Consider the following 12023-nt stretch of genomic DNA (forward strand, 5'->3'; position numbering starts at 1 on the left):
TCTGTCCTACGAACGCGAAAACACGGGCTTCTGCTTGGTCTTGAAGGAGCCGACGCCGGCCTTGAGATCGCTGGTGAGCGCCATGAAGCCGCTGGCCAAGGCCTCTGTCGCAGCGGCACTTTCCTCGCCTTCCGCCACCGCAATCATCAGCTTGGCGGCTTCGGTGGCCAGTGGTCCGCGTTCGGCGATTTTTTCAGCCCAGATCCTGGCTTCATCCGACGCCTTGCCGGTTTCGACGACGCGGTCGACGATACCCAGCGCAAGCGCTTCCGGCGCCAGGAAAATCTCGCCACCGACAGCCATTCGACGCACCGTCTGGGCGCCGAAGCGACGCACCGCGCGCTGCGTGCCGGACCAGCCGGGGACAACGCCGATCGAGGTCTCGGGGAAGCCGAGCTTCACCTGCGTTTCCGCGACGCGGAAATCACAAGCCACAGCCAGTTCCAGCCCGCCGCCGAGCGCATGACCGGACAGAACGGCGATGGTCGGTTGCCGCAGCCGCGCCAGCCGGTCGAAGACACGGTGGCCGTAGCGCACCCATTGCACCTGGAAATCGGCGGCGCTCATGCTCCCCCAGGCCTCGACGTCGCCGCCGGCGCAAAACCCCTTGCCTTGGCCGCATATGAGGACGACGCGGACCTCCTGAGCGCTTTCCGCCTCGTCCAGCGCCGCTTCCAGCGCGCGCAGCATCGGGATATCGAGCGCGTTGAATTTTTCCGGACGGCGCAAGGTGACAATGCCGATCGCGCCATCCTGCTCGAAGGTGACGAGACGCTCAGCCATGCGCGCCTCCGAGCAAGGCGCCGCCATTCAGCGACAGGCCGATCGGCCGATCCTGGTAGAGCGCCGCCGGCGTCAGCTTGAGGTCGTTGGCTACGTTGAGCGGGATCTCGGCCTGCGCCAGCACATCGCGATCGAGGTCGATGCCCGGCGCCAGTTCCGTCACCATCAGCCCATCGGGCGTCAGCTTCATGACGCAGCGCTCGGTGACATAGGTGATGTCTTGTCCCTGCGCGACGGCGCGCTTGCCGGAGAAGGAGATGTGCTCAACCTCCTCGACGACTTTCTTGACCTTGCCTTCCGCGTCGATGCGGATGCCGCCATCGGCGAGCGACAGCTTGGCCCCGGCATTGAAGAAGCCGGAAAAGACGATCTTCTTCGCCCGCGAGGTGATGTCGACGAAGCCGCCGGCACCGGCGGTGACATGCGGCCGCGCCGAAAGCCTGGACACGTTGACCGAGCCGTGGCGGTCGATCTGCAGGAAGGAAAGCAGCGAAGCGTCGAAGCCGCCGGCCTGGAAATAGATGAACTGGTGCGGCGACGGCATGATCGCCTCGGCGTTGGAGGCGCAGCCGAACTTGAAGTCGAGCAACGGCACGCCGCCGACCGCGCCCTGTTCGATCAGCCAGGTGACCTTGCCGTGCTGGCCTTCTTCCAGAAGAATACGCGGCACGTTGGCCGAAATGCCGAAGCCGATGTTGACGGCCATGCCGTCGCGAAGCTCCATGGCGACCCGGCGCGCGATCACCTTTTGGACATTCATCTCGGCATTGCGGAAGCTCGACAGCGGCCGGAAGATCTCGCCGGAGATTGCGGGATCGTAGGGCGTCAGCGTCGTCTGCAACTGATCCGGCGCAATGACGATATGGTCGACCAGCACGCCCGGCACGCGCACATCATGCGGCTTCAACGTGCCGTTCTCGACGACGCGTTTGACCTGCGCGATGACGATGCCGCCATTGTTGCGGGCGGCGAGCGCCTGCTCCAGCCCGCCGAGATAGGCCCCCTCATGCTCGTAGGTAAGGTTGCCGCGCTCGTCAGCCGTGGTGGCACGGATGATCGAGACCTGCGGCACGATGGCGCGGAAGTAGAGCCATTCTTCGCCGTCGAATTGCTGCACCGACACGATCGGCTCGGCGGCGGCGGCGTTCATGGCGCAGCCCTGGTGGCGCGGGTCGGCGAAAGTGTCGAGGCCGACCTTGGTCAGCACGCCCGGTCGCTTGGCGGCGGCCTCTCGGTGCATGTCGAACAGGATGCCGGACGGCACGTTATAGGCGGCAACCGCATTGTCGCCGATCATCTTCCAGATTTGCGGCGGCTCGGCGGAGGAGGGACCTGACGGATAGGAGCCGCACAGCGTACGCTTCAAGAGGCCGGGCTTCGCCAGATGATCGATGCCCTTGATGCCATACATGTCGCCGGCGGCGATCGGGTGCAGCGTGGTGATATCCTTCGGATGGCCCTCGCCATCGAAGCGTTCGCCGATCGCGGCGAGCACGGCGTCTGGACAGCCGAGGCCGCTCGACGAGGACACCGAGACGACCATGCCGTCCTTGATCAGGCTGGCGGCCTGCGCCGATGAGACGACCTTGCTCAATTCATGCTCCCGAGTTTCGGGTCGATCTTGACGGTCTTGCCGGAAGCCGTCGATTGCAATGCCGCCTCGGCCGCGGCGAGCGACCAGATGCCGTCTTCTCCGGTGGCGGAAGGCTGGCCCTCGCCACGGACCGCGGCATGGAACCCGCGTACCGACCTGGCGTAGAGGTCCTCGCGGTCGAAGCTCAACTGTTCTTCGCCGCTGGCTGTGCGCAGGAGGACCGAGCCGGCCGGCTTCTGCGTCATCACATCGCGGGCGATGAGCGAGCCCTGCGAGCCGTGCACCTCGAAGCCGGTGTCGGCAAACCTGGTGGTGAATCCCTCATGCGATTGCGCGATAAGGCCCGATTTGAAGCGCCAGACGCACATGGCGCCATCCTCCAGCCCGCTGCCGGCCATGCCGGCGGATTGCGTGAAAGCGGAAACCTCGACCGGATCGTCGCCAAGCACGAAGCGCAGCGTGTCGGCATCGTGCACGGTGATGTCGAGCACCACCCCGCCGCCCGCCTCGGGCCTGGCGATGCGCCAGCCCTGCAGGTTTTCGGGCAGGTAGACGGAATGGAAGACACGCGCGGCAATGGGGTTGCCGACGCGGCCTGTGGCAACGGCGTCGCGCATGGCACGGTGCGCGCCGGCATTGCGCAGATGATGATTGGTACCGAGCACGACGCCAGCCGCCTTGGCCGCAGCGACCATCTTGCGCGCGTCGTCGCTGGTCAGCGCCAGCGGCTTCTCGCACAGCACATGCTTTCCCGCCTTGGCGGCGGCCAGCGCCTGTTCGAAATGCAGTTCATTGGTGGTCGAGATGTAGACGGCGTCGATGTCGGATCCGAGCAAGGCGTCGAGATTCGACACGGCGGCTGGAATGCCATTTTCCCTTGCATAGGCCGTGGCGCGTTCCGCGCTGGAACTCATGACAGCCGCGATCTCGCCATCGGGTTGAGCGCGAATGGCGTCGATCATGAATTGCCGGGCGATCGTGCTGGCGCCGATCAGCCCCCATTTGACGCTCATGTCGCGGTTCCCGCTGCCACGGGCCTTTTTCGCGTGCGGCGATCCGGGCCGCAGCTTTCCCTGACCACGAGATTGACAGCGCCGATATGATCCTCGGCCCGCGTGGTGCGCGACTGGATCATCTTGATCATGACGTGGGCCGCGCGTTCGCCGAGACCGGCGGAGTCCACCGCTACGCTGGTCAGCGGCGGCATATAATGTTCGGCCTCGACCACATCGTCGAAGCCGACGACAGCGAAATCCGCTCCCGGCTCAAGTCCGCGCTTGCGCAGCGCCAGCATGACGCCAAAGGCAACGGCATCGTTGAAGCAAAGGGCCGCGGTTGGCGGCTCGGCCATTGCGAGCGACGTTTCCAGGCAGGCCATGCCGCCCTTGCGATTGGTCTCGCCCTCTATGATGAGCGCGTCGCGGACGTCGATGCCGAGCGTCTCGCAGGCCTCGCGAAAGCCGCCCAGGCGCTCATGATAGACGACGAGGTCGGACGAGCCGCCGAAGAAGGCCAGGCGGCGATGCCCCTTGCCGACCAGATGCGAGGTCGCGAGATAGGCGCCCCGATGATTGTCGGGAGCAATCACCGGAATGCGGCTTTCAGGCAGCCGGCGCATGGCGAAGGCAATCGGCAGACCGGCTATTTCCAGACGCCGGAACGCCCCTGGCGTCGTGCCGCGCGCCGGGGAAACGATGAGTCCGGCGACGCCCTGTTCCATCATAGACTTCAGCACTTCTTCCTGGCGCACCGGATTTTCGGCCGTGTTGGCGATGAAGGGCACGATGCCGGCTGACTGGAAGACCCGCTCCATGCCGACCGCCAGCTCGGCGAAGAACGGGTTGGTGAGATCGTTGATGACCATGCCGATGACATTGGAGTGGGCCTTGCGCAGATTGGCGGCGCCGCGGTTGTAGACATAGCCGACATCCTCGATCGCCTTGCGCACCTTGACCGCGGTTTCGGGGCGGATCAGGCCGCTGCCCTGGAGCACGAGCGACACCGTCGATTTGGACACGCCCGCTTCGCGGGCGATGTCGAAGATCGTCGCCTTCGCCCGGCTGGCCATCCAAATATCCTCCCCGGTTTTCAATCGAATTCTATTGGAACGTTCTAATCTTTGTTTTATGGATGAGTCAATCGGGATTTTTCCCGATCAAAAAGAAGTCGTCATAGGTGGTCAACTAATAGGACATCCAAGCCTTTTCCATTTGCAGTGCAGCATTGGCCTAGGCTGGCCAGTTCGAATCCTAAAGTTTCTTGATTTATTGGAACGTTCCATTTATATGGGCTGCGAAGGGAGACGTCCATGGACATTGCCTTGCCTGGCGAGGGCGGCCGCAGCACACCCTACGCCCTTGTTGGACAGCCGGTCCAGCCGGTGACCGGCGCGCGGTTTCCGCGCATCGCCTATGCCGCCGCGCATGTCGTCGCCGATCCGCTGGGAATGACAGATCCATGGTCGCGGCCCGTTGTCGATTGGGACAGGACGATGGCGTTTCGTCATCATCTATGGCGGCTCGGCTTCCGCATCGCCGAGGCAATGGACACGTCGCAGCGCGGCATGGGTTTCGATTGGACGAATGCGCAGGAATTGATCCGCCGTTCAATCGCGGAGGCGCGGACCGTCGCTGGCGCCGATCTCGCCTCGGGTGCGGGCACCGACCATCTGGCGCCGTCGAAGGCCCGGACGGTCGACGACGTGGTCGCCGCCTATGAGGAGCAGTTCGCTTTCATCGAAAGCCAGGGCGGCAAGGCGATCATGATGGCCAGCCGCGCGCTGGCGGCCGTGGCGAAGGGGCCGGACGATTACGCCCTGGTTTACGACCGCATACTGGGCCAGGCCTCCGGCAAGGTCATCCTGCACTGGCTGGGCGACATGTTCGATCCGACCTTGAAAGGCTACTGGGGCAGTGACGATTTCGAGACCGCGCTCGATACGGTGATCGCCATCATGGAGCGCAACGCTGGCAAGGTCGAAGGCATCAAGATATCGCTGCTCGACGCCGGCAAGGAAGTGGCGCTCAGGAACCGGCTGCCGGACGGCGTCATGATGTTCACCGGCGACGACTTCAATTATCCCGAGCTGATCGCCGGAGACGGCAAGCGGCACTCGCATGCGCTGCTCGGCATTTTCGACGCGATCGCACCGGCCGCCAATGCCGCGCTGGCGAAGCTGGCTGCCGGCGATCGTGCCGGCTACGACGCGCTGATGGCGCCGACCGTGCCGCTGTCACGAAAAATCTTCGAGGCGCCGACTGAATATTACAAGGCCGGCATTGTCTTCATGGCCTGGCTCAACGGCCACCAGGACCATTTCTCGATGATCGGCGGCATGCAGTCGGCGCGCGGCATCCGCCATTATGCCGAAGTCTTTCGCCTCGCGGACCAGGCAGGATTGCTCGCCGACCCCGACCTTGCCATTTCGCGGATGAAAAGCCTGTGTGCTGTCGCGGGGGTCTAAACGCGTTTCGCGATCGGATCACCCGTCGTCCACTCCGGTGAGCGACAAGACGCGCGCCATGATGCAAGGTCCGAATGTCTGGGTGGATGGTGGGCGTGACAGGGATTGAACCTGTGACCCCTGCAATGTCAATGCAGTGCTCTCCCGCTGAGCTACACGCCCATCCGAAGCCGCGCATACACCATTTTTGGTCAGGCGCGTCAATAGCAGGAAAACAGGAAAAACACGTCGTCCCGCCGCGGCTGTGGACCGACGTCCGGCGGCTTGCGGAAGGGCGGCTCAGGCTGCTTGCAGCATCTTCTCGACCTCGTTGACCAGATCGCGCAGGTGGAAGGGCTTGGACAGCACCTTGGCGTCTTTCGGCGCCTTGGAATCCGGGTTCAGCGCGACGGCGGCAAAACCGGTGATGAACATGACCTTGAGATCGGGATCGATCTCGGTGGCGCGACGCGCCAGTTCGATGCCGTCCATCTCCGGCATGACGATGTCGGTCAGAAGCAGCGAGAACGGTTCCTCACGCAGCCGCTCATAGGCGCTGGCGCCGTTGTCGAAATCGCTGACCTGATAGCCGGCGCGCTCCAGCGCCTTGACGAGGAACCGACGCATATCGTCGTCGTCTTCCGCCAGAAGAATGCGTGCCATGTTATCCCGTCCGAATCACCCGCCGGAGACTGCCGTGGGGCAGGCCCGTTAACCATCCTGTATATGAGGAGGTGAGAGTAAACATCAAGTGAACGCGGACGCGCCTGACCCACATTTGCCCAGCGGCACGACCGCCGAAATGCTGGACATGCGGCCAGCAAGGTGGCAGTTTCATGCCATGATGCACTGGTGTTTTCGGGTTCGTTCAAATTGAAGACGGCAGCCGAGGATTTTTCGGTCTTTCCACCCTTCGAAATCCGGTCGGGCGCCGAGCAGCGCGTCCCCTTCCTTTTCAACTCGCCGCATAGCGGCCGCTACTATCCCGAACGCTTCCTTGCCATGGCAAGGCTCGATCGCAATGCCATCCGCCGCTCGGAGGATTCCTATGTCGACGAGTTGTTCGGCGGCGCCGTGGCGCTCGGCGCGCCGCTGCTGGCGGCGAATTTCCCGCGCGCCTATCTCGACGTCAACCGCGAGCCCTGGGAACTCGACCCGCGCATGTTCGCCGAGCCGGTGCCGTCCTTCTGCAACATCCGCTCCGCGCGCGTGGCCGGCGGACTCGGCACCGTGCCGAAGCTGGTGGGCGAGGGGCTCGACATCTATTCGGGCCGCTTGCCGCTCGCCGAGGCGGTTGCCCGCATCGAGGCCGTCTACAAGCCCTATCACGAAACGCTGAAGCGGCTTTTGACCAGGACCCACGCCCGGTTCGGCTTTGCCGTGCTGATCGATTGCCATTCGATGCCGGCGAGCATCCGTGTCGGCGACAGCGGGCTGCGGCCGGATTTCATCATCGGCGATCGTTTCGGCATCTCGGCCACCGCGGCCCTGACCGAAACCGCGATCGGCCTATTGACCGCGATGGGCTATACGGTTGCCCACAACAAGCCTTATGCCGGCGGGTTCATCACCGAGCATTACGGCCGTCCGGCGCGTCATTTGCACGCGCTGCAGATCGAGGTCAATCGCGGGCTCTACATGAATGAGCGGACATTCGAGAAAGCCGCCGGCTTCGACGCGCTGGCCGACGACCTGACGCGGTTTTCAGCCGACCTGATGGCGATGCCGGACCATCATTTCATCGATCTGCCGCTGGCTGCGGAGTGAAGACCACGCCTTGTCTCATGCGTGCCACCGCCCAAGATTTTTTGTGTGCTTCTTTGGACGGCCCGCTCCAGGAGCGGCCGTGAAAAAAAGACCGCATCGTTTGCACGATACGGTCGAAGTCTAGGGAGGAAACGCCCAAGGAGGGCATGGACAGGAAACCCTGTCCGAGGTTGAGGGTATTGTGCAGCGCACAAATGTCAAGCGACGTTTAGGCTTTTTTAATTCAGAGTGATGTGGAAATTGCGTTTCGATGACGTTGGAGTGACATTCCGGCAACAATTGTCGCGGCGGATAAATCGATAAACAAGCTTGTCTTGGCGGGGAAGTCGCGGCAAGCCCCGGCTCGGGCGCGCTGCAAAGCGGGAGAATCAGTTGGACATCAGCATCGACTTCATGCGCCGTATCGCGCAAGCGGCAGCGGCGGAGACCTTGCCGCGCTTCCGCGCCCAGGGCGCGGTCGCCAACAAGGAAAAAGGCAGTTTCGATCCGGTCACGGAGGCCGACCGCGAGGCCGAGCGCGCTATCCGGGCGCTTATATCGGCTGAGTATCCCGACCACGGCATCCTGGGCGAAGAGCACGGCAGCGAGAACATCTTCAGCCGGCATGTCTGGGTGATCGATCCGATCGACGGCACCCGTGCCTTCATCTCCGGCCTGCCGGTGTGGGGGACGCTGGTCGGGCTGACGGTCGATGGTGACGCGGTCGCCGGCATGATGGCGCAGCCCTTCACCGGCGAGCTGTTCTACGCCAACGCCTCCGGGTCACATTATGAGGGGCCGGGAGGGCCCCGCAAGCTGACGACCCGCAAGACGACGAAGCTGGCCGAGGCCACGTTGTTCACCACAACGCCGGCCCTGTTCAAGGGCGAGGCACGCAATCGCTATGACGCGTTCGAGCGGCAAATCCAGCTCGCCCGTTATGGCGCCGATTGCTATGCCTTCGCCATGATCGCCTCGGGGAGCGTCGACATCGTCGCCGATCCTGGATTGAAGCCCTACGACATCGTGGCGCTGATCCCGATCATCGAGAAGGCAGGCGGGGTCGTCACCACCTTCGACGGCGGGCCCGCGGAGAATGGCGGCGATGTTCTAGCGGCCGCGACACCGGAGCTTCATGCCGCCGCCATGGCTGCCCTGCGCGGCTGACATCGCCTCCGGTCGGCGGCTCTCGACCGCTGGAATGCCGCCAGCGTACGCCCATAGGTCTGCCTGAACGCCGCCAGCGCCTCCTTCCTGAAAAAGGGAGTGTCAGCTACACCCTCTCGCGGAAGAGCCGCGGCCCGTCAGGCTGTCGGGTCATCTGAGCCGGGGACGAAGGCGTCGAAGGCAGCGAGGAATTGTTCGCGGTAGAGATCGGCTTCCTGCAGGATTTCGTGCTTGGCACCGTCGATCATCAACAGCGAACCCAGCCGTAGATTTCTCGCATATGCCTCCACCGCCCTGGTCGAGACGACCTGGTCGGCGCCGGCGGCGATGATCAGCAGCGGCACCTGAATGCGGGCCATGAAGTCGGGGTCGCTGATGGCTGCCGACGCCTTCGCCGCCGCCTGCAGCCAGCGGATCGTCGGGCCGCCGAGCGCCATTTGCGGATATTCTTCATAAATGCGCGTGTTACGGCGATAGCGTTGCGGATCCGATGTCACCTTGTTGGCTTCGAAGGGCAGCGTGTGTCTCGGCCTTGGACCCCAGGCGGCATAGAGCCAGCCGAGCCCCAGGGCGCAGAAAAACGAACAGATCCGGCGCACCGTCCCTATCGAGACCGGCAGGTCGGGCAATGTCAGGAACGGCGCGATCAGCACCATGCGCCGCACGCGGTTTACCATCGACGGCGCGGCAAGCAGCGCGATCACAGCGCCGGCCGAATGGGCGAGGATATAGTACGGTCCGCGGCAGTCCGGCAGCACGATCTCTTCGAAGAACTGCTCCAGGTCAGCCGTATAGTCGCGGAACGACCTGACATAGCCACGCTGGCGATCGCGGATCAGCCTGTCCGAACCGCCCTGACCGCGCCAGTCCAGGATGGCGACACCAAAGCCACGCGCGGCAAGGTCACGGATGGTCTCGAAATATTTCTCAATGCACTCGTTGCGGCCGCCAAGCAGCACCACGGTGCCCCGCATCGGCCGCGCCACCGCGGCGAACAGGCCATAACGTATTTTCTTGCCGTCACGCGTGGTGAAAAAGCCGCCGGTGGCGTTTTCCGGTCGCGGATTGCCCTCGGTTTCGTGGAAGAGCGGAGTGTCGTGGAAAAGATCCGTCATTCGGCGCTTTGTGCTCGGCGTCCTTGCGCGCCAGCCGGTCGCGGCTGGCCTCGTCACGGTGATAGACGCCAACACATCAAAAGCAAAGCAAATCCGGGTTATGGAGGACTGCGACGGGTAAGGCCGGAAGCGGCTTTGAGCGCGCTTCCGGCCCCTGTCGATCCGGGAGGAAGGGACGTTAACACCCGGTTCGGCCTCGTTGCGGCACCTTCGCAGATCCGGCGCCGCCAATCCTTGATCTTGAAAGCCACTTTAGCGCTGGCTGTCTGAACGGGCGCCGAAGCACCGGTTCATCTGCCGTTCATTAAAGGTTGGCTGCCTCGTTCTTTTTTGCCGTCAAACGAAACTTGAAATGCTTTCGAGCGCTCCCCAGATGTGGGTTGCGGTCGCCAATCGGGGCCGCTGGTCCTCCCGAAACGCCGCTCGCGGGTTTCGCACCGACCATACGCAAACCATGTTGCTCAACAGGAGAACACCTCATGCGTCACGTTGATTTTTCCCCGCTTTACCGTTCGACCGTCGGCTTCGACCGTCTCTTCACCATGTTGGATTCGCTTGCGCAGCCCGACGGCGCGCAGACCTACCCGCCCTATAACATCGAGCGCACCGGCGAGGATTCCTACCGGATTTCGATGGCCGTCGCCGGCTTCTCGGACGAGGAAATCTCGATCGAAGCTCACCGTAACGTGCTGACCGTGAAGGGCGAGCGCAAGGACGAGGGCACCGGCGAGGGTTCCGAACTGCTCTATCGCGGCATTGCCTCCAGGGCGTTCGAGCGCCGCTTCCAGCTTGCCGATCACGTTGAAGTCGTCGGCGCCGCGCTGAAGAACGGCCTGCTCTTCGTCGACCTCAAGCGCAACATTCCCGAAGAGCTGAAGCCGCGCAAGATCGCGATCACCTCGGCTCCGGCCAAGGCCAAGCAGATCGAGGCCAAGACGGCAGCCTGACGACCGCATAAAATCTAAAGTCTCCTCCCGAGACGGAAGCGGCGCCGCGAGGCGCCGCTTTTTTGTCCGAAGATTGACTGTTATCCGGCGATCAGCTGGCCAAAGCGGTCGACTTCCTCAGTCGTCGTGGCAAAGCTGGTGACGAAGCGATAGAGCAGTTCGTCCTCGCCGATATGGCCGTCAAAACCATGCGGCCTGTGCCAGTCATAGAAGGCCGCGCCTGCAGCCTGCAGCCTGTCTGCTTCGGTTTTCTCGATCACCGCGAACACCTCATTAGCCTGCGGCAGCCAAGCGAGCTTTGCCCTGGCCGAATCCTCGATCGCCGCCGCCAGGCGCGCGGCCATGGCGTTGGCATGCCTGGCGGTGTCGAGCCACAGCCCGTCCTTGAAATAGGCTTCGAACTGCGCCGCGACGAAACGCGACTTCGAAAGCAGCTGTGCGGCACGCTTGCGCAGGAAGGCCAATTCCTTGGCACGGTCGAGGTCGAACAGCACGATCGCCTCGGCACACCAGCAACCGTTCTTGGTACCGCCGAAGGACAGGACATCGACCCCGCGTTTCCAGGTCATTTCGGCCGGCGTGGTGTCGAGCGCGGCCAGCGCATTGGCAAAGCGGGCGCCATCCATGTGCAGTGGCACGGAATGCTGTTTGGCGATGGCCGAGATCGCATCGATGTCGTCCAGACCATAGACGGTGCCGACCTCGGTCGACTGGGTGATCGAGGCCGCCATCGGCCGGCCCCAATGGACGACCTCGCTTGCGAAACGGCCGATCGCCCTGTCCAGATTGGGCGGGTCGATCTTGCCCAGCGGACCGTCGACGGCGTGCAGCCGCGAGCCGCCGGAAAAATACTCCGGCGCGCCACATTCATCCTCGATGACATGCGATTCTCGGTGAGCGAAGGAAATGCCGCCCGGCTTGTTGAAAGCGGTCAACGACAGCGAATTGGCGGCGGTGCCGGTTGCCACGAAGAACACCGCGACCTCGCGTTCGAAAATTTCACTGAAGCGCCGATAAACCGCCTCGTCGAGGGCGCTGTCACCATAAGCGGTGGCAAAGCCGCCGGCTGCGGCCGACAGGCCGGCAACGATATTGGGATGGGCGCCTGCCCAATTGTCGGAAGCGAAGAACATGCATCTGCCTGTGTTGGGGAAATCAGCCGGAGTTGACCGGTTTAACGCGCCGACCGCAAGGGCCAGGCGCCGGAAAACCGTTAAAGCCAGCCAACG

The 12023-nt window shown here is 63.5% G+C and carries 11 protein-coding genes and 1 tRNA gene; 4 read left to right on the plus strand and 8 right to left on the minus strand.

The features are described 5' to 3' along the window. Positions 1-6 precede the first annotated feature (6 nt). The 4 genes from FJW04_RS07795 to FJW04_RS07810 are packed head-to-tail and all read right to left on the minus strand — an operon-like array spanning position 7 to position 4445. A complete protein-coding gene (locus FJW04_RS07795; protein ID WP_140713385.1) occupies positions 7-783 on the minus strand; it encodes an enoyl-CoA hydratase/isomerase family protein in 777 nt (258 codons plus the stop codon). Further along, positions 776-2377, minus strand: a complete 1602-nt coding sequence (locus FJW04_RS07800) for an acyl CoA:acetate/3-ketoacid CoA transferase (RefSeq protein ID WP_140713387.1) — start codon at positions 2375-2377, stop codon at positions 776-778. Before FJW04_RS07800 ends, FJW04_RS07795 begins: the two co-directional genes overlap by 8 nt. After that, entirely contained in the window at positions 2374-3390 is a 1017-nt protein-coding gene (locus FJW04_RS07805) for a Gfo/Idh/MocA family oxidoreductase (RefSeq protein ID WP_140713389.1), read from the minus strand. Before FJW04_RS07805 ends, FJW04_RS07800 begins: the two co-directional genes overlap by 4 nt. Next, entirely contained in the window at positions 3387-4445 is a 1059-nt protein-coding gene (locus FJW04_RS07810; protein ID WP_140713391.1) for a LacI family DNA-binding transcriptional regulator, read from the minus strand. Before FJW04_RS07810 ends, FJW04_RS07805 begins: the two co-directional genes overlap by 4 nt. Before the next feature lie 240 nt (positions 4446-4685). Between FJW04_RS07810 and FJW04_RS07815 the strand changes: the two genes are divergently transcribed. Continuing rightward, positions 4686-5840: a dihydrodipicolinate synthase family protein gene (locus FJW04_RS07815; protein WP_140713393.1), complete on the plus strand. Its 1155-nt coding sequence runs from the start codon at positions 4686-4688 to the stop codon at positions 5838-5840. An 87-nt stretch (positions 5841-5927) separates the two neighbouring features. On the opposite strand, the gene FJW04_RS07820 is transcribed toward FJW04_RS07815, so the two are convergent. Together FJW04_RS07820 and FJW04_RS07825 are read right to left on the minus strand one after the other, a co-directional pair. Continuing rightward, a tRNA-Val gene (locus FJW04_RS07820) sits at positions 5928-6002 on the minus strand. A 117-nt stretch (positions 6003-6119) separates the two neighbouring features. Further along, the gene (locus FJW04_RS07825; protein ID WP_006199474.1) at positions 6120-6482 is read right to left on the minus strand and encodes a response regulator; all 363 of its coding nucleotides are present in this window, start codon (positions 6480-6482) and stop codon (positions 6120-6122) included. Positions 6483-6644: 162 nt separating this feature from the next. On the opposite strand from FJW04_RS07825, the gene FJW04_RS07830 reads away from it, so the two are divergent. Both FJW04_RS07830 and hisN read left to right on the plus strand, forming a co-directional pair. Beyond that, positions 6645-7586: an N-formylglutamate amidohydrolase gene (locus FJW04_RS07830; RefSeq protein ID WP_140713395.1), complete on the plus strand. Its 942-nt coding sequence runs from the start codon at positions 6645-6647 to the stop codon at positions 7584-7586. A 372-nt stretch (positions 7587-7958) separates the two neighbouring features. Beyond that, positions 7959-8732 (plus strand): histidinol-phosphatase, encoded by a 774-nt coding sequence (gene hisN / locus FJW04_RS07835; RefSeq protein WP_140713397.1) that lies wholly within the window; start codon positions 7959-7961, stop codon positions 8730-8732. Positions 8733-8869: 137 nt separating this feature from the next. Here the strand turns inward: hisN and FJW04_RS07840 are convergent, their stop codons facing one another. Beyond that, positions 8870-9847 (minus strand): alpha/beta hydrolase, encoded by a 978-nt coding sequence (locus FJW04_RS07840; RefSeq protein WP_140661780.1) that lies wholly within the window; start codon positions 9845-9847, stop codon positions 8870-8872. A 479-nt stretch (positions 9848-10326) separates the two neighbouring features. On the opposite strand from FJW04_RS07840, the gene FJW04_RS07845 reads away from it, so the two are divergent. Beyond that, the gene (locus FJW04_RS07845) at positions 10327-10794 is read left to right on the plus strand and encodes an Hsp20 family protein (protein ID WP_013893124.1); all 468 of its coding nucleotides are present in this window, start codon (positions 10327-10329) and stop codon (positions 10792-10794) included. Between the two features lie 80 nt (positions 10795-10874). Here FJW04_RS07845 and FJW04_RS07850 read toward each other — a convergent pair whose 3' ends face one another. Further along, the gene (locus FJW04_RS07850; protein ID WP_140713399.1) at positions 10875-11927 is read right to left on the minus strand and encodes a low specificity L-threonine aldolase; all 1053 of its coding nucleotides are present in this window, start codon (positions 11925-11927) and stop codon (positions 10875-10877) included. Between the last annotated feature and the right edge of the window lie 96 nt (positions 11928-12023).

Origin of the sequence: Mesorhizobium sp. B2-7-3, assembly GCF_006440715.1 — a bacterium.
Classification (GTDB): domain Bacteria; phylum Pseudomonadota; class Alphaproteobacteria; order Rhizobiales; family Rhizobiaceae; genus Mesorhizobium; species Mesorhizobium australicum.

What these genes read in the sequence shown, in the direction of transcription:
- FJW04_RS07795 (WP_140713385.1), bottom strand. Translation starts at nt 783, where the DNA reads ATGGCTGAGCGTCTCGTCACCTTCGAGCAGGATGGCGCGATCGGCATT.
- FJW04_RS07805 (WP_140713389.1), bottom strand. Translation starts at nt 3,390, where the DNA reads ATGAGCGTCAAATGGGGGCTGATCGGCGCCAGCACGATCGCCCGGCAA.
- FJW04_RS07810 (WP_140713391.1), bottom strand. Translation starts at nt 4,445, where the DNA reads ATGGCCAGCCGGGCGAAGGCGACGATCTTCGACATCGCCCGCGAAGCG.
- FJW04_RS07815 (WP_140713393.1), top strand. Translation starts at nt 4,686, where the DNA reads ATGGACATTGCCTTGCCTGGCGAGGGCGGCCGCAGCACACCCTACGCC.
- FJW04_RS07825 (WP_006199474.1), bottom strand. Translation starts at nt 6,482, where the DNA reads ATGGCACGCATTCTTCTGGCGGAAGACGACGACGATATGCGTCGGTTC.
- FJW04_RS07840 (WP_140661780.1), bottom strand. Translation starts at nt 9,847, where the DNA reads ATGACGGATCTTTTCCACGACACTCCGCTCTTCCACGAAACCGAGGGC.
- FJW04_RS07845 (WP_013893124.1), top strand. Translation starts at nt 10,327, where the DNA reads ATGCGTCACGTTGATTTTTCCCCGCTTTACCGTTCGACCGTCGGCTTC.
- FJW04_RS07850 (WP_140713399.1), bottom strand. Translation starts at nt 11,927, where the DNA reads ATGTTCTTCGCTTCCGACAATTGGGCAGGCGCCCATCCCAATATCGTT.